The sequence below is a fragment of the Runella defluvii genome, from assembly GCF_014195535.1.
GTDB classification, from domain to species: Bacteria; Bacteroidota; Bacteroidia; order Cytophagales; family Spirosomataceae; genus Runella; species Runella defluvii.
Genome location: NZ_JACIBY010000001.1, coordinates 811356 through 828885 on the forward strand (window position 1 = coordinate 811356; position 17530 = coordinate 828885).

Consider the following 17530-nt stretch of genomic DNA (forward strand, 5'->3'; position numbering starts at 1 on the left):
GTACGTTTGTGGTCTAATTTTTAACCTCAAACTACTATGTTTCTGATAGTTATTGGTGCCATTGTTCTGATAGCAGGCTTTGCTATCAACACCCCTGCGTTGGCTTTTGCCAAATTTTCTCGCCCTGTTAAAACAATAGGTGTTATTGTGATGGTTGTTGGTTTTCTTACGGCTTGTATCAAACAAATTGACGCAGGAACGGTGGGAGTTCAATCTCTTTTTGGGAAAGTAAGTGATGGTATTCTAACAAGTGGGCTAAACTTTGTTAATCCCTTGGTAGAGGTAGAACCTATCGACGTAAAAACCCAAAACTATACGATGTCGGCGGTGAGGGACGAGGGCGATAAAGAAGGCGACGATGCTATTCGAGTGTTGACTTCGGATGGATTGGAGGTCATCGTCGATTTGACGGTGCTTTACCGCGTGATTCCGACCGAGGCGCCCAAGATTTTGCGGGAAATTGGGCCGAATTACCAGGATAAAATTGTGCGACCTGTCACTCGTACGCGGATTCGTGACAATGCCGTCAACTACGAAGCCGTGGCCTTGTATTCTAACAAGCGTCAGCAGTTTCAAGACAAAATTTTTCAACAAATTGAAAAGGATTTCAAAGTTCGAGGGTTATTGTTGGAGAGTTTATTGATTCGGAACATCAACTTGCCCGAATCGGTCAAAAAGACAATTGAATCAAAAATCAACGCCGAGCAAGAATCCCAAAAAATGCAATTTGTGTTGAGCAAAGAAAAACAAGAAGCCGAACGAAAGCGGGTAGAAGCCCAGGGGATTTCGGATTACCAAAAGATTATTTCGGAAAGCCTCACCGACCGCCAGTTGCAGTACGAACAAATCAAAGCCCAAAAAGAACTCGCGACGTCGCCTAATGCCAAAGTAGTAATCATGGGAGGAGGTAAAGGAGTACCCGTGATTTTGGGGAATCAATAAAATTGTTTGAAAAGCGGAAAAATCCAGTAAAGTGCTACGCTGAAAACGACGCCCCATACACTTCCCCAGATGAGCATTTGGGTGAGTAGGATGGGGCGTTTTACTTTGAAAGACAAGGCAATAAGGGTGCCCCCAATGGGTGTAAAAAGCAACGGTGTAAGGAAGGCAATGCCCGTCATACCCGATTTTTTCCAGACCTTTACGGCCAAACGCGTTCGTGAGCTGAAAAGGCGGGGTTTTTGACGACGGTAGTTGCCGATGATTTGCTGAATAAGCGTGCCTAAAAAAGTGATGACCACGACGCTAATCATCATGCCAAGAAGCGTACAAAGGGCTGTTTCGTACCAGGTTAGCTGAAGCGCATAGCCCGTGACGGGGCCTGCTACAAACTTGACCATACTGGCGAAAATAACGGATAAATACTTGGCCCAGGGCATTTTTGGAAATACATCGTTAAGGTAAAAAGCTCCAAATTACGGATTAAAAGACGACTCTTCCTTGAAATTCAAAAAAATCTACTTAAAATCAAAAAACAAATTGTGTAAGTTTGAGCCAAATATTAGTTGACAATGGAAATTCTCGAACAAGTAAAAAAATACGGATACGTGCGCGAAACCGCCGCACCTGACCTTGATTTGGTCGCTGAAATCAATCGACTTCGCAAAGAAAAAAACGCCGTTATCTTGGCGCACTACTACGTGGACGGATCGATTCAGGACTTAGCCGACTACATCGGCGATAGCCTCGGGTTGTCGCAACAAGCGGCAAGTACGCCTGCCGACATGATTGTGTTTTGTGGCGTTCATTTTATGGGAGAAACGGCCAAAATCCTTAGTCCCGAGAAAAAAGTTGTCATTCCTGATTTGAACGCGGGCTGTTCGCTGGCCGATTCGGCCCCTGCCGATAAATTTGCGGCCTTCAAAGCCCAATACCCCGATCATTTGGTGCTTTCGTACATCAACTGCTCGGCCGAAATCAAGGCATTGTCGGACATCATCGTGACGTCGTCGAACGCCGTGAAGATTGTGGAACAGTTGCCCAAAGACCAAAAAATCATTTTTGCTCCCGATGCTAATTTAGGACGCTACGTCTCGAAAAAAACGGGCCGCGACATGGTACTTTGGGACGGGGCGTGCATCGTTCACGTGGATATTTCGGAAGCAAAACTGAAAGCCCTCCGCGAAAAATACCCCAATGCGCTCCTAGTTGCTCACCCCGAATGTAAAGACAACATCTTGCTTCAAGCCGACTTTGTGGGCTCAACAACCGCCATTTTGAAGTTTGTGAGTGAAAGCGCCCACGACGAGTTTATTGTGGCCACCGAAGCGGGGATTTTGCACAAAATGAAGCAAGCAGCAGCGGGAACGGGAAAAAAAATAATCCCTGCCCCCGCTACCGAAAACAATACTTGCGCGTGCAGCGAGTGTCCGTATATGAAAATGAACACAGTGGAGAAACTCTACAACGCACTTTTGTACGAACAACCCGAAATCAACGTGCCCGAAGACATTCGCCTAAAAGCCTACCAATCGGTAGATAGAATGTTGGAGATGAGTAAAAATCTCTAGCGAATGCCTACTTTGTACATCATAGCAGGACCTAATGGAGCAGGAAAGACGACGGCAGCTAAAGTGCTTTTGCCAGATGTATTTCAAGTAAATACGTTTATTAATGCAGATTTGATAGCAGCCAATCTCAATCCCACATCTCCTGAATCGGTGGCAATGGAGGCGGGCAGACAAATGTTAATTGAAATCGAAAACTGCTTAACCCAAAAAGTAACATTTGTAATTGAAACAACGCTTGCTACCAAATCCTACATTAATCTTGTGAAGAAGGCACAGCAGATGGGATATGAAGTAGTACTCATCTATTTTTGGTTAGAAAGCCCAAATCATGCCGTTGAGAGAGTGGCACGACGTGTTAGGCAAGGAGGACATTATATCGCTACTGAAGTGATTGTACGTCGTTATTGGGGTGGACTTAAAAACTTGATAAGACTATTTATGCCTTTGGTAGATAAGTGGATCATCTTTGATAACTCTGATTATACTGAGGGGCATCCCTTGCGAATTGCGGAACGATTGCCACAAGGTGATATGATTGTTGAAAACTCAGAACTTTGGCTTAAAATCAATAACAATGAAAATTCTTAAACGAGACCCTTTGTTTGAAAAAGTAGAGAAAGCGTTGCTAAAAGCTTATCAACACATCCCTGCGGAATTGGAAGCCGAAAAAAAGCGTAAATCAACCGCCCATTTTTCGTCCAAACCTCAACCAAAGTAAACTCTGTAACTATAATTTATCCAATGAAACCCACCCTCTTAATTCTTGCCGCTGGCATGGGAAGCCGTTATGGCGGCATCAAACAACTTGACCAATTTGGCCCCAACGGCGAAACTATCATTGATTATTCGCTCTACGACGCGATTCGTGCGGGCTTTGGCAAGATTGTTTTTATTATTCGCGAAGAGCTAAAAAACGATTTTGAAGAAATATTTGGCCCCAAACTTCAAGGTAAAATCGACTACGATTACGCCATTCAAGGGTTTCAGAGCCACGTACCTGAGGAATTGGGGACGATTGAGCGCTCAAAACCTTGGGGAACTGGGCACGCCATGTTGTGCGGATGGGAACAAACCCAAACGCCTTTTGCCATCATCAATGCCGACGATTTTTACGGCCTTGAAGCGTTTCAATTGGTGGCCGACTTCTTGACAACAAGTGCCGACGATTCGGAACATACCCTCATTGCGTACCAAGTGCAAAAGACGCTTTCGGAAAACGGAACCGTATCGCGCGGGGTGTGTGAGGTAAACGACGAAGGATACTTGGACGTGGTGACCGAACGCACCAAAATTTTCCCGCAAGACGGAAAAATTTTCTTCGACGAGAGCGGCGACCTTACCGAACTTACGCCCGAAACGCCCGTTTCGATGAACTTTTGGGGCTTTAAGCCTTCGGTGTTCCCGATTACAAACGAATTGTTTGCCGACTATGCGCGGCATAATTACAACGCTCCCAAGGCGGAATTTTACATTCCCGTGGTGGCTACGCACCTCATTAAGAGCGGAAAAGGAAAACTCAAAGTGATTCCTAACGCCTCTGAGTGGTTTGGGGTGACTTATCCCGAAGACAAACCGACGGTACAAGCAGCCTTGAAGAAATTGCACGACGACGGAAAGTATCCGAATCAGTTGTGGTAACCTCCCCCCCCTGCCCCCCTCTCCAGAAAGGAGAGGGGGGATTCCCTTATGAAAACCATCCTTATTTTTTTTGTGCGGGCGTATCAGGTGATGTTGTCACCGTACTTGCCCAACTCGTGCCGATATTCACCTACCTGCTCTCAGTACATGATTGAGGCAGTGCAAAAGCACGGTGCGCTCAAGGGCGGTTGGATGGGTCTCAAGCGCATTGGCCGCTGCCATCCTTGGGGTGGGCACGGCCACGACCCCGTACCTTAGTGACTAGCTTCCCGAAAGTTTTATTACTTTCGGGAAGTTTTGTTTTCGGAAAAATCAAAATCCACCAGCATATTTGTAGAAAAAACTACGACTATGCCAAACTGGATTACGGCCAAAGAATACACCGATATTACCTACAAAAAATGCGACGGCGTTGCCCGTATCGCGTTCAACCGCCCCGAAGTGCGCAACGCCTTCCGCCCCAAAACCACTTTTGAACTCCTCAATGCTTTTGAAGATGCCACCCACGACCCCAAAGTAGGTGTGGTGCTGTTGTCGGGCGAGGGGCCTTCGCCCAAAGACGGGATTTGGGCTTTCTGCTCAGGGGGTGACCAAAAAGCCCGCCAAAAAGGAGGCTACCGCGCCGAAGATGGCCGCGACCGCCTCAATATTTTGGAAGTACAGCGACAAATCCGTTTTATGACCAAACCCGTGATTGCGGTGGTGCCAGGATGGGCTGTAGGTGGAGGGCATAGCCTACACGTTGTCTGCGACTTGACGCTTGCCAGCAAAGAACACGCTATTTTTAAACAAACCGACGCCGACGTTGCCAGCTACGACGCAGGTTACGGTTCGGCTTATTTGGCACGGATGATTGGACAAAAACGCGCCCGCGAAATTTTCTTTTTGGGACGTAATTATTCGGCTCAAGAGGCTTTTGAAATGGGCATGGTCAACGCCGTAGTGCCTCACGACGAACTCGAAGATACAGCCTTTCAGTGGGCGCAGGAGATTTTGGGCAAGAGCCCAATGGCGATTCGGATGTTGAAGTTTGCCTTCAACCTCGTGGACGATGGCTTGGTGGGACAGCAATTGTTTGCAGGAGAAGCGACTCGCTTAGGTTACATGACCGAAGAGGCGCAAGAAGGGCGCGATGCGTTTCTTGAAAAACGCAAACCAAATTGGGATAAGTTTGAGCGTTTTTCGTAAAAATTGGGCCTAAACCTATCAGGTTTTGTTCTCGATGGAGTACAAAACCTGATAGGTTTGGTTGCGTGTTTTTTGCCTAAACCTACAAGGTTTCGTTCTCGATAGAGGATAAAACCTGATAGGTTTTCCGTTTCATTACACTTCTTCAACACATGAAAAAAATCTCCGTATTCGCCTTTTTTTGCCTAGTGTGCAATACACTACTTGCCCAAACGTCATGGATACGTATCAACCAATTGGGGTATTTGCCCAATTCCACCAAAGTAGCGGTGCTGGTCAGCAAAGAATGGCCCAGTGTTTCGTCGTTTGAGGTATGCGAAGCGCTCACAGACAAGGTCGTATGGTCGTCTAAATCGGTAAAAACCTTCGGGGCGTATGCGGCGTTTAAGTCAGGTTTTCGACTCAATTTCAGTACTTTAAAAAAAACAGGGGCGTATTATTTGCGCGCGGCGGGTGTACGCTCTCCCAATTTCCGAATTGCCAACGACGTTTATGACGGCACGGCCGATTTTGTGTTGAAATACATGCGCCAACAACGCCGCGGGTACAATCCATTTTTGAAAGACTCCTGCCACCGCCAAGACGGCTACATCATTTACCATCCCGATTCTACCAAAAATGGCACGTTTATCGATGCGTCGGGGGGCTGGCACGATGCCTCGGATTATTTGCAATACGTGGCTACTTCGGCCAATGCCACGTACCAACTGCTGTTTGCCTACCAACAAAACCCGCAGTCTTTTGGCGATAAGCACGATGCCGCAGGTCATCCCAAACCCAATGGCATTCCAGATGTGTTGGACGAAGCCAAATGGGGGCTAGATTGGTTGGTCAAAATGAATCCCGAAAAAGACGTGATGTACAACCAATTGGCCGACGACCGCGACCACGCAGGGATGCGTTTGCCCAACAAAGACGTCATTGTTTATAACCCCAATTGGGGACTAGGACGTCCTGTTTATCGCGTAACGGGGCAGCCACAAGGACTTTTTAAGTACAAAAATCGTACAACGGGAGTCGCTTCCACGGCAGGGAAATATGCGTCGGCTTTTGCGTTGGGAAGTCAGGTATTGGCCAATTATTACCCAACATTTGCAGAAAATTTGCTTCAAAAAGCCAAAGATGCGTATGAGTACGGCAAACGGTTTCCTGGGGTGTGCCAAACGGCGCCAGGTCGTGCTCCGTATTTTTACGAAGAAGACAATTACGTGGACGACATGGAATTGGCAGCAGCACAACTGGCACAAACGACCACGGCGGGTGCTACGTTGTGGAAAGAAGCGGCGGCGTTTGGACGAAAAGAGCCTAGTACGCCGTGGATGGGTGCCGATACTGCCAAACATTACCAGTGGTATCCGTTTGTGAATTTGGGCCATTACTGGCTTTCCAAACATAGCAATGTCACGCAAACGGAGTTTCGCCAGTTGATGAAATTGGGAATAGATAAAGTAAAAGCGCGCGGCGAAACCAATCCCTTTTTAAATGGAGTACCGTTTATTTGGTGTTCTAATAACCTGACCGTCGGGATTTTAACCCAACTCCACTTGTATCGAAACCTTACCCAAGACCACCAATACGAAGAAGTAGAAGCTGCTATGCGCGATTGGCTATTTGGCTGCAATCCGTGGGGAACGAGCATGGTTTGTGGCTTGCCCGAGGGAGGAGATTGGCCCAATGACCCGCATTCGGCCTTTACGCATTTGTACAATTACCGCATTGACGGGGGGCTAATAGACGGGCCTATTTACGGAAGTATTTTTGGGAAACTGATTGGGATAACCTTGTATAGTCCTGACGAATACGCTGATTTTCAGTCGAAATTGGTGGTGTATCACGACGATTATGGGGATTATTCGACCAACGAACCGACCATGGACGGAACGGCAAGTTTGAGTTATATTTTGTCGGCGTACCAAAAGGAAGGTCAGTCGCAAACAAAAAAAGCCGTCAAAGAGCCACAGGGTGCGTGGATACGAATGGATACCACCCAAAAACAAGTGTATTTGACCTTTACGGGGCACGAATTTGGGGAAGGAAACTTGAGTGTACTAGATGCGTTAAAGCAACAAAACGTGAAAGCTTCCTTCTTCCTGACGGGCGACTTTCTACGAAATCCAGCCTTTCAACCCGCCATTCGCCGAATGATTCAGGAAGGGCATTATGTGGGAATGCACTCCGATAAGCATTTGTTGTATTGTGACTGGGGAAAACGCGATTCGCTGCTGGTGACCCAAGCCCAATTTGAAAAAGACCTGCGCGATAATTTTGCGGAATTGGCTAAATTGAGACTGCGTCCTGAGCAAACTTCCGTGTTTATGCCTCCCTATGAGTGGTACAATGCTGTTGTGGAGAACTGGACGCGTGATTTGGGTTTGACGATGGTAAACTTTACGCCAGGAACAGGAACAAACGCTGATTATACCTGGCCCGACTTACCCAATTACCGCAGCAGCGAGCAGCTCTACGACCGATTGATGAACGTTGAAAAGACGTCCTCTACTGATTTGAATGGGGCAATTGTACTGATTCATAGCGGGACAGACCCACGCCGTACCGATAAATTTTATAATTATCTGTCCCAACTGCTCAAAGATCTGCAAGCCAAAGGGTATCGCTTTGGGAGGTTTTGATTAGGAGTGATTGTTTCTTGCCTAACTATTACCTCACAATTACGTCGCTATTTTCGCCTAAACGGTCTTTTGTCATAGCCAGAACACCAATAATATCTTTATATTTGCCTCAACTCAAAAACCTAACCTTCTCGTTTTCCACATGTCTGATTCTACTTCTGCGCGATTTAAACAGTCGCTAGGGTTGCTCGATGCAACCATGTTGGTCTCTGGTGCCATGATTGGCTCTGGTATTTTTATTGTAAGTGCTGATATGTCCCGAAACGTCGGTTCTACGGGCTGGCTTTTGTTGACGTGGCTCATTACAGGCTTGGTCACTGTGGCGGCGGCATTGAGCTACGGAGAGTTGGCAGGAATGATGCCCAAAGCGGGTGGACAGTACATTTATATCCAGCGGGCGTTTGGCCCCTTGTTGAGTTTCGTTTATGGCTGGACGGTCTTTATGGTGATCCAAACGGGGACGATTGCGGCGGTGGCCGTGGCTTTTACAAAATTCTCTGCGGTGTTTTTTCCCATTCTCAATCCAGAAAATATCCTTGTTACCCTTGGCTCCATCAAGGTGTCGGTGGGGTCGCTGTATGCCATTGCAAGCATTATTTTGCTCACTTTTATTAATACCAAAGGGATTCAGAGCGGAAAAATGATTCAGAATACCTTTACCATCGCCAAATTGGTGGCTTTGTTTGGGCTTATTGTGGTAGGACTTGGTTATGGTTTTAAAAGTGGAATGTTGTCCCAAAATCTTGAAAATGCGTGGGATGCTTCCAAGGCAACCAGCGAAGGGGGCATCACTGCCATCGGAGGCATGGCATTGGTGATGGCCTTGGGCGTGTCGATGATTGGTTCTTTGTTTTCGTCGGATGCGTGGAACAACGTGACCTTTATTGCGGGCGAAATCAAAGACCCTAAGCGTAATATTCCGCGTAGTTTGTTTTTAGGAACACTTATCGTAACCGTCATTTATTTGTTGGCCAACCTTGCTTACTTGAGCATTCTTCCGCTCAAAGGTACTCCCGACGGCGTCGATGTACTGGCAAAAGGGATTCAGTTTGCCGACTACGACCGCGTGGCTACGGCTGCCATGTCGGTGATTTTTAGTGATTCGGCGGCGGGGATTATGGCGGCTTTGATTATGATTTCGACGTTTGGGTGCAACAATGGCCTTATTTTGGCGGGCGCACGTTTGTACTACGCCATGGCGCAAGACGGCCTTTTCTTGAAACAAGCTTCTACCCTCAACGAAAACGGCGTGCCTGCCAAAGCGCTTTGGTTGCAGTGTTTGTGGGCGAGTTTGTTGTGTCTTTCGGGCACGTACGGCGAACTTCTCAACTACTGCACCTTTGGTTCGTTGTTGTTTTATATGGTGACCATCGCGGGTATTTTTGTGCTTCGCCGCAAAGAACCCAATACTGAGCGCCCTTACAAAGCGGTTGGTTATCCGTTGGTGCCCATTTTGTACCTCGTTGTTACATTTGGTATTTGTTTGATTTTGTTGATTGATGACAAAACCCGTTTTGATACTGGCATGGGGCTATTGATTGCAGCGATTGGCGTACCTGTGTATTATTTTACGACAAAAACCAGAAAGGCTTAATCCAACTATGGAAAAGAATAAACCCTCTATCCTGAACGCGTGGTGCATGTACGACTGGGCCAACTCTGTCCATGCACTGGTGATTGTATCGGCAATTTTTCCCATTTATTTTAGCAATACGGCCGTCAATGCGCAAGGGGGCCCTGATGTCGAGTTTTTGGGGTTGACCGTCAACAACTCGGCCTTGTTTTCGTTTGCAGTGTCGTTTGCGTTTTTGTTCATTGCGGTAGTCAATCCGATTCTAGGAGCGATTGCCGACTTTAGCGGACAGAAAAAGCGCTTCATGCAGTTTTTTGTGTATTTGGGAGCGTTGAGCTGTTTGGGGTTGTACTTCTTTGACCGTGAACACCTCACGATTGGGATTTTGGCGTTTACACTTTCGCTCATTGGCTGGTCGGGGAGTATAGTGTTTTATAACGCGTACTTGCCCGAAATCGCTACCGAAAACCGCTTCGACAAACTGTCGGCGCGGGGCTTTACGATGGGGTACGTTGGGAGTGTCTTGTTGTTGATTTTTAACTTGACTATGCTCATCAAACCCGAATGGTACGGTGGAATTGACTCGGGAACAGCCTGCCGTATTTCGTTTGTGACGGTGGCGGTATGGTGGATTGGTTTTGCACAAATCCCTTTTTATTACTTGCCCAACGGAACTCCTTCCAACGAAGCACGTACGGGCGGGTGGATTTGGAACGGCTTTCGCGAGCTGAAAAAAGTGTTGGCCGAGCTCAACCATTTGCCCATTACCAAGCGGTTTTTGGTATCATTTTTCTTCTATAACATGGGGGTTCAAACCGTGATGTACATCGGGACCCTGTTTGGAAGTAATGAACTTCACTTGCCAGATAATGCACTGATTGTGACCATCTTGTTGTTGCAAATCTTGGCCATTGTTGGTGCTTACTTTGCGGCGGTTTTGTCGGGAAAATGGGGGAATACCAAAACCATTGCCTTGATTCTATTCATTTGGATTGGCGTGTGCGTGTCGGGCTACTTTGTCTATACTGAGCTGGAGTTTTACGGCTTGGCTGCCATGATTGGTTTTGTGATGGGAGGTGTTCAATCGCTTTCACGCTCTACGTACGCCAAACTTTTACCCGAAAATACGCCCGATACGGCTTCGTATTTTAGCTTTTACGACGCTTGCGACAAGTTTTCGACGTTTTTGGGAACAACCATCTTCGGAATTATCACCCAACTTTCGGGAATGCGGAACAGTCTTTTGTTTTTGGCGTTCATTTTTGTGCTTGGTCTGTTGATTTTACGTCGAATTCCTTCGCAAAAAATTTACCGAACTCCCTTGAGTGGTACATAAAGTTACTATATTTGTGGCCGAAACCTGCTAGGATCTTAGCTCAGTTGGTTCAGAGCGCTGCCTTGACAGGGCAGAGGTCATCGGTTCGAGCCCGTTAGGTCCTACTTCAAAACTGCAATTAGCTTTTCATAGTTAGTTGCAGTTTTTGTTTTTAATCCAATAAAACAGCAAGCACCATGAAAATTTTAGCCCTAACCCTTCAGACCAACAACCTAAAAGCAACCGAGGAGTTTTATTCAACTACGTTGGGGTTGCAATTGGTTGAAAAAACCGAACGTTCGCTTTCGTACGCCGTTCATTTTTCTCGATTGACGTTTGAGCTGACTGAGACAGAAGTGTGCCCTACCTATCATTTTGCGTTCAATATTTCGTTAAACAAGATGCAAGAAGCGTTGACTTGGTTGTCAACGAGGGTACAACTGATTCCCAACGAGGACCAAAAACAAATCGTTGATTTTAAGGATTGGAAAGCCCAAGCGATTTATTTCTACGATTCTAACCAAAATATTTTAGAGTTTATTGGGCGCGAAGGGTTACAAAATAACTCAGCAAAGGCGTTTGATACGGAGGGTATTTTGTGCCTCAATGAAGTGGGAATCGTAACGGAGGAGCCGTTGACACTGGCCGAAGAAATTCTGGAAAAAACGGGGGTAGGTTATTTCGACAAAGGCCCCAAATGCTCTGATTTTGTGGCAATGGGCGACGATAACGGCTTATTTGTCATTTCTACGGTGCACAGAAATTGGTACCCCACTTCACACCAAGCTCAAAAATACAACGTAGGCGTTGGCATTCGTGTTGGTGTCAACACCCCTTGTGATTATCAGCTTGAGTTTAATGATGGAAAGTTAGCGGTGTGCTTATGATTTGTTCTTTTTTTACGCTTTGACCTCCAGCAGTTCTTGCCAACGAGTGGTATAGCACCGCGATTTGCGCTCTTGACGCAAATGCCAGTTGCGGTCAAATCCCTGAACCGCTACCCGCACCGTATCGCGGCCCATACGGCGGTTGAGTTCGTCGAGTACCCGCATCGCTTGCGTATCTAATTGACGCTTACGTCCGTCAAAAAGGGAGATTTGTACTTGATTTTCGGGCACAATACCGCTGATCATTACCCCCGCTTTTTTATAGTGATAACCTTCCTTAAAAATGAGTTCAAGCCCTCTGAGGGCATAGCGAATAATTTCAAAACTACTACTGGTCGCAGTCGGCAAATGAAGGACTTTGGAGTTGAAATACTGAGGCTGATCGGGGCGGTTGGGGTTGGTATATAAGAATACGTGCAAGATGTGGGCGCAGCTTTGCTGTTTTCGTAGCTTGGCAGCGCAACGAGCCGCAAAAGTAGCCACGGCTTCTTCAATTGGTTTTCGTTCCGACAACGATTTGCCAAACGAGCGAGAAACACAAATGCCTTTTTTGGGTGCAGGCTCGGTGTCGAGCTGATAACAAATTTCACCTTGAAGTTCACGCAGCATACGTACTCCTACTACTTTCATTTTTTGACGTACCCATTCTTCGCTGGCATTGGCAAGTTGTAAGGCATTGATAATATGATGCTTTTGTAACATCTCACTGTAACGCCGCCCAATTCCCCAAACATCCTCGATGGGAGTCGCGAGTAAGGCTTTTTCGGCGTCGGTATCAGTATCAATCAAATAAACTCCTCGCTGTGGTTGGTGTTTTTTAGCGTAATGATTCGCGATTTTGGCCAGGGTTTTGGTAGGAGCAATTCCAATACTGACAGGGATACCTGTCCATTGCCGAACGGTCTGGCGGATGTGAAGTGCTAGTTCTTCCAAATTTTCGTAGGGCATATTGCGTAAATCGAGAAACGCTTCGTCAATCGAATACACCTCCATGCTAGGCACTAGCTCCGAGAGGGTCTTCATGACGCGGTCTGACATGTCGCCGTAGAGGGCATAATTGGACGAAAATACTTCGACCTGCTGTTTGTCGAACAGCTCCTGCATCAAAAATGCGGGGGCACCCATCTGTACCCCCAACGCTTTCGCTTCGTTGGAGCGGGCAATCACGCAGCCGTCGTTGTTGCTCAAAACGACCACGGGTTTTCCCTCTAGCTTTGCGTCAAAAACGCGTTCACAGCTTACGTAAAAATTATTGCAATCAAGCAGGGCAAACATCCATTATTTGGGTTGATTAATGATGAACGTCACTACGCCCCAAACGATAAACTCCATACTTTCGGTTACAAGAATAGGTTCGTAAGCAGCATGTTCGGGAATAAGCCACACTTTACCCTTATCGCGTCGAAAACGCTTTACCGTATATTCTCCATTGATGACCGCAATGACAATGTCGTTGTTTTTGACCACCCGCGAGCGATCCACGACCAACAACGAACCATCAACAATCGTTGCCCCTTCCATTGAATTCCCCTTTACACGAACGCAAAACGTGGCATGGGGTTTATCGACGAGGTATTTGAGTAAATCGAGCGATAACTCCACGTAATCGTCGGCGGGAGAAGGAAAACCTGCTTCGACACAGGAGTGGTAGAAAGGTAGGCTTACACTTTCAGTGGGTTCCAAAAATGCGTAAATCGTTAACCCATCGGGTTGTTCGGGCAAGGGGTAAAACAAACTCATCAATGATGAAGGCTTAGAGATAAAGCCCTAATTAACCAATAAAAAAGACGTTTGTCAATATAAATCAACGATTTAGGCGATAATACTTTTTTTGGGTGTCCGTTACTGCTACTCTCCCTTTTTCAAAAATGACACCGTGTAATACGTTACTACATTGACGTCTTTGCCCCGTACGGTGCCAGGCTTCCATTTCAACGGAATCTCATTTAGCAAACGCTGTGCTTCATTGTCGAAAGGAGCACCAATACCGCGCCAAACCATGGGTTTGAGCAGGTTTCCTTGGTCGTCAACCGTGAGTACTAACGTAACTTTTTCAACACCTTTGAGCGCTGCCGCCGCTTGGAGTTGTTGGTTGTGCTCGTAGAGCCATTGTTCAAATGCGGCTTTATCAACCGGCTCAGGTTTTGTACTTAGCTCTCTGTCATCTTCTTTATAAACCGCCCGAACTTGCCCATTGGCGGCCGATTGAGTGGGTGCACACGAGTAGAGCGTAACAGCAACCACGAAAAGACTAAAAACGAACGCAGCTTTCATCATTAGGGTTAAATTTTGTAATTACAATTTAGGGTGTTGTTTGTGCCAAGGAGTGGCATCTTGATATACTTTAGCGACGGCCAATAGCTTGGCTTCGGCATACAGTTGGGCACTGAACGTAATACTGGTTGGCATACGGTTTCGGTTAAAGCCGTTTGGTAAACAGATACTTGGGTGTCCCGATAAGTTGGTGTACGTCAGGTTACCACCCGCATACGTGGGCGTAATATACACGTCGATTTTTTCTCGTTTTAGTACTTGGTACAAATCTTGAATCATTTTGCTACGAACGCGCTGGGCTTGCACGTACTCAACGGCAGGAATGTATCGAGCCGAACGGAATTCGTTAGGCCACGCATTTTTACCCTGACGAACCATTTGGTCGTCTTTGTTGGTTAACGTAAGTTCGTCAAACGCAGCGCCGCCTTCTACCCCAATCGTAATAGTAAGATCACCAACGGGATACGACGGAAGCTCAAACGGAACCAATTCTGCCCCAAGCTGACGAAGTTTGGCAAGGGTCAACGAGTCGTTGGCGCGGCCTGGGTAATTTGATTCAAAGGCTTTTTTCAAATAACCAATGCGCGTTCCTTTCAGCGTGGCAAGCGGGGCGTAGTTAAAAGGTAAATCCCGAACCGTAGCGTCTTTGCCGTCGGGGCCAACGATGGCATTAAACACCAGTGCACAATCCTCGACCGAACGAGTCATGGGGCCAATTTTGTCCATGCTCCAGCTCAGCGCCATCGCGCCAAAACGGCTCACCCGCCCAAAAGTAGGGCGCAATCCCGTAACGCCGTTGACGGTTGATGGCGAAACGATAGAACCTAACGTTTCGGTTCCGATGGCAAATGGCAAACAGCCCGCCGATACTGCCGAGCCTGAACCTGCCGAAGAGCCACTTGCACCCGTTTTGGTATTCCAAGGGTTGCGGGTCATACCTTCAAACCAGACATCACCCCAAGCAAATTCGCCTACCGACATTTTTGCCACTAAAACCGCTCCTGCTTTTTCGAGGCGTTCAATGACTGTAGCGTCGTAGGGCAATTGTTGATTTTTGTAAATATTGGAGCCCCAAGTGGTTGGGTAACCCGTTTTGGCCAATAAATCTTTCGCTCCGTACGGAATCCCGTGCAGCGGCCCGCGGTATTTGCCTGCCTTGATTTCAGCATCGGCCTGTGCGGCTTGTTTGAGCGCTAAATCTTCGGTGAGGGTAATGACATTGAGCAGGGTGGGGCGGTATTTTTTGAGGCGCTCAAGAAAAAAGGTGGTTAGCTCCACCGACGTAATTTGCTTGTTACGAATGAGTGCCCCCAATTCGGTCACGGTATAAAACGCCAAACTATCACGGTTTTGAGGCAAAGCCACTTTTCCTACGACACTGGCCTGAAAAGGCTTTTTGGTTTTTTCAAACTCAAATCCAACGGGAACGGGGTCAAAAAGCAATGCTGGAGCAACGTCGTTGGTAAGCGGCACTTTGCGAACGCGCTCAAAACCTTTGAGTTGGTCGTTGAGGTTATCGAGCATCGAATCCCGTTCGGCGGCCGAAAATTCGATTCCAAAGACCTTGGAGGCGTAATTGGCGATGTCGGCGGTGATGGGTGCTTCAGCAGGTCGGTAGGCTGTTCCCAGCAAAAAACTGCCTGTGCAAGCAGCAATAACCCCTAAGGGAAGTACAAGTTTTCTCATTGATTTTTAGGTTGATGGTAAAGTAGAACTAATAATAGCAACGATTAAAGCCCGAATGGTGTTTGCAATTTAGTACAAATCTGTATATTTGCAGCCCGATTCGCTCAAAATGCGCCCGTAGTTATAACGTAAGCATTTGAGTTTTTTGCGCCCGTAGTTCAATGGATAGAATTTTGGTTTCCGGTACCAACGATAGGGGTTCGAGTCCCTTCGGGCGCACAACTTTAATAGATAACTCACTGACTGTATGATAGTTAGTGAGTTTTGTTTTTTCTAGGGGACGCGTGAGGGGACGGATTTTAATACGTAGGATTTATATACTAAAAGTTTTTGATAGTTTTTCTTCCGTTTGAACTCTGGTATTGGCCATTATCTAAAGTTTGATTTCGTAGGGTGTTCCCTTCCACCGTTCCAAAAGTTGTTTTTCCTCCTCGGTGAGCCGTATTGTGTCCGATTGGTCAAATAGTGAGTTTGCCGTTTGAATTTTGAGGATTTTATTACGTAGGTTATTGGCGGCGTTATGGTACTCGTTGCGGATGTTGTGAGCAATGTAATACGCCTCGTCGTGGTTCTGCCTCTTTCTTTTCTTGTGTTGGTGCTGTGAGCAAAGTTCGGTCAATAAATCGGGGCCTTTGCGTAGGGTGGTTTCTGTCAAAAACAGTGCGTTGTTTTTCTGGTTGGATATGTCGGTGCCAGTGACTTTACAGGTTCTTTTTGGGAGCGTGTTTTGTGGCTCGTCTGATTGTCGCAAATGTCTAATTAAAGTATAGTTGACATTTGCGACATTTTCCCCTTTTTGGGTAGGTGTATTTGTGTCCTGAAAGTCGAGACATTTGCGACAACTTTTTAAGGTTAGTTCTTCCCACTTTTGGGCGATGAGCGCGGCGGTTTTTTGTTGCCATCGTTCGGCCTTTGGGTGGTCTTGGAGCAACTGGATAAACTTCTTTTCGCGCCGTCCTTGCTCTTGGCGTGTACGGTTATAGTCGGTTTCGGTGAGGAAATCGTCTCGCTGAGGTCGAATCCATGTTTTGGGGTTTCGACCTATGTCCAAAAGATGTTTTTGGCCTGCTGAAAGACCTTCGGAAGTAATGAGGGGTTCGTCGAAAAGTATTTGGTCGAAATAGTCGAGTAAGAGACTGCCCAAACGTTGATAATTGGCGGTGTCGGTTAAATCGTGAAGGGTTTTTATTGAAATGCTCTTGGAGGCGAAAAACTGCATCCCTAGCACTTTTACTTCAAATCGGAGCAAATGGAAGTTAAGGCCGTATTGTGTGCCTTTGTCGTAAATCTTGAGAATGAATTTATCGTGTTTGCACTGATAGAAGTTTACCCCGTTGTCTATGGTTTTTTCAAAGGGAACACCCTTGTAACAAATTAGGCGTTGTAGTAGCTTCTTTGGGGCAAAAGGGGTACGGATGTTTACACCAAACTCAACGTTGTTTAAAACACTGTTAGGGGTGATTCTAAAACGTTTTTGGAGGTCTTGGATAGTTTCCTCTACTTGGAGGGCGTTAAAGTCGTTGGCGTTGTGTTCGCCACTGTTAAAGTATTTGTGTAAACTTCCCTGTATTCGTAGGTTCTTCCCTTTGAGTGAAAACAAAAGGTTGTTGTAATGGGCGGTTCTTCCTTCAAGTTCGCCCGTGCTGTTACGTGTGTGGTTTGTCCAGTCGAGGTAGGCGTTTTCGCTCAGTGCCTCAATGTCGCCCAGGGCGTTGAGTATCTTGATGCCATCAAACATTTGAATTTGTTGTAATATTGTGCCACTACTCGGAATTTTCCGCGTTAGTCGAACACGCGTGAGTATAAAGGCCGTACGGGGACACCGCGCG

General features: G+C 46.7%; 17 protein-coding genes and 2 tRNA genes. 13 read left to right on the plus strand and 6 right to left on the minus strand.

All coding sequences use genetic code 11. The annotated features are described in order from the left end of the window. Positions 1-36 precede the first annotated feature (36 nt). On the plus strand, positions 37-942 hold the full coding sequence (locus FHS57_RS03290) for a prohibitin family protein (protein ID WP_183971452.1): 906 nt from the start codon (positions 37-39) through the stop codon (positions 940-942). On the opposite strand, the gene FHS57_RS03295 is transcribed toward FHS57_RS03290, so the two are convergent. Continuing rightward, positions 936-1340: a hypothetical protein gene (locus FHS57_RS03295; RefSeq protein WP_229601245.1), complete on the minus strand. Its 405-nt coding sequence runs from the start codon at positions 1338-1340 to the stop codon at positions 936-938. The two genes, FHS57_RS03290 and FHS57_RS03295, sit on opposite strands and share 7 nt — an antisense overlap. 171 nt (positions 1341-1511) lie before the next feature. On the opposite strand from FHS57_RS03295, the gene nadA reads away from it, so the two are divergent. The 11 genes from nadA (at position 1512) to FHS57_RS03350 (ending at position 11741) form a co-directional block, all read left to right on the plus strand. Continuing rightward, a complete protein-coding gene (nadA, locus tag FHS57_RS03300; RefSeq protein WP_183971456.1) occupies positions 1512-2510 on the plus strand; it encodes a quinolinate synthase NadA in 999 nt (332 codons plus the stop codon). Between the two features lie 3 nt (positions 2511-2513). Next, positions 2514-3098 (plus strand): ATPase, encoded by a 585-nt coding sequence (locus tag FHS57_RS03305; RefSeq protein ID WP_183971457.1) that lies wholly within the window; start codon positions 2514-2516, stop codon positions 3096-3098. Next, the gene (locus tag FHS57_RS03310) at positions 3085-3228 is read left to right on the plus strand and encodes a hypothetical protein (RefSeq protein WP_183971459.1); all 144 of its coding nucleotides are present in this window, start codon (positions 3085-3087) and stop codon (positions 3226-3228) included. Before FHS57_RS03305 ends, FHS57_RS03310 begins: the two co-directional genes overlap by 14 nt. Before the next feature lie 23 nt (positions 3229-3251). Next, the gene (locus FHS57_RS03315) at positions 3252-4148 is read left to right on the plus strand and encodes a nucleotidyltransferase family protein (protein WP_122929302.1); all 897 of its coding nucleotides are present in this window, start codon (positions 3252-3254) and stop codon (positions 4146-4148) included. A gap of 48 nt (positions 4149-4196) precedes the next feature. After that, positions 4197-4406 carry a membrane protein insertion efficiency factor YidD gene (yidD, locus tag FHS57_RS03320; protein ID WP_183971461.1) on the plus strand — a complete coding sequence of 70 codons (210 nt, stop codon included), beginning with the start codon at positions 4197-4199 and terminating at the stop codon, positions 4404-4406. Between the two features lie 93 nt (positions 4407-4499). Then, a complete protein-coding gene (locus FHS57_RS03325) occupies positions 4500-5336 on the plus strand; it encodes a 1,4-dihydroxy-2-naphthoyl-CoA synthase (RefSeq protein WP_028526294.1) in 837 nt (278 codons plus the stop codon). A 152-nt stretch (positions 5337-5488) separates the two neighbouring features. Continuing rightward, on the plus strand, positions 5489-7966 hold the full coding sequence (locus FHS57_RS03330; RefSeq protein ID WP_183971463.1) for a bifunctional glycoside hydrolase family 9 protein/polysaccharide deacetylase: 2478 nt from the start codon (positions 5489-5491) through the stop codon (positions 7964-7966). A 142-nt stretch (positions 7967-8108) separates the two neighbouring features. Next, positions 8109-9560 (plus strand): APC family permease, encoded by a 1452-nt coding sequence (locus FHS57_RS03335; RefSeq protein ID WP_183971465.1) that lies wholly within the window; start codon positions 8109-8111, stop codon positions 9558-9560. A 7-nt stretch (positions 9561-9567) separates the two neighbouring features. Continuing rightward, positions 9568-10875 carry an MFS transporter gene (locus FHS57_RS03340; protein ID WP_183971467.1) on the plus strand — a complete coding sequence of 436 codons (1308 nt, stop codon included), beginning with the start codon at positions 9568-9570 and terminating at the stop codon, positions 10873-10875. Between the two features lie 29 nt (positions 10876-10904). Further along, positions 10905-10979: transfer RNA gene (locus FHS57_RS03345), tRNA-Val, on the plus strand. Between the two features lie 72 nt (positions 10980-11051). After that, positions 11052-11741 carry a VOC family protein gene (locus tag FHS57_RS03350; protein ID WP_183971469.1) on the plus strand — a complete coding sequence of 230 codons (690 nt, stop codon included), beginning with the start codon at positions 11052-11054 and terminating at the stop codon, positions 11739-11741. Positions 11742-11753: 12 nt separating this feature from the next. On the opposite strand, the gene FHS57_RS03355 is transcribed toward FHS57_RS03350, so the two are convergent. The 4 genes from FHS57_RS03355 to FHS57_RS03370 all read right to left on the minus strand — a co-directional run bounded on the left by FHS57_RS03355 (position 11754) and on the right by FHS57_RS03370 (position 15701). Then, positions 11754-13016, minus strand: a complete 1263-nt coding sequence (locus tag FHS57_RS03355; RefSeq protein ID WP_183971470.1) for a Y-family DNA polymerase — start codon at positions 13014-13016, stop codon at positions 11754-11756. Positions 13017-13019: 3 nt separating this feature from the next. Next, positions 13020-13481, minus strand: a complete 462-nt coding sequence (locus tag FHS57_RS03360; protein ID WP_122929312.1) for a LexA family protein — start codon at positions 13479-13481, stop codon at positions 13020-13022. Positions 13482-13589: 108 nt separating this feature from the next. Continuing rightward, the gene (locus FHS57_RS03365; RefSeq protein ID WP_183971472.1) at positions 13590-14018 is read right to left on the minus strand and encodes an energy transducer TonB; all 429 of its coding nucleotides are present in this window, start codon (positions 14016-14018) and stop codon (positions 13590-13592) included. Positions 14019-14036: 18 nt separating this feature from the next. Beyond that, positions 14037-15701, minus strand: coding sequence for an amidase (locus FHS57_RS03370; protein ID WP_183971474.1), 1665 nt, complete (start codon positions 15699-15701; stop codon positions 14037-14039). A 147-nt stretch (positions 15702-15848) separates the two neighbouring features. On the opposite strand from FHS57_RS03370, the gene FHS57_RS03375 reads away from it, so the two are divergent. Then, positions 15849-15920: transfer RNA gene (locus FHS57_RS03375), tRNA-Arg, on the plus strand. A 154-nt stretch (positions 15921-16074) separates the two neighbouring features. On the opposite strand, the gene FHS57_RS03380 is transcribed toward FHS57_RS03375, so the two are convergent. Then, a complete protein-coding gene (locus tag FHS57_RS03380; RefSeq protein WP_183971475.1) occupies positions 16075-17439 on the minus strand; it encodes a hypothetical protein in 1365 nt (454 codons plus the stop codon). Positions 17440-17530: the final 91 nt, after the last annotated feature.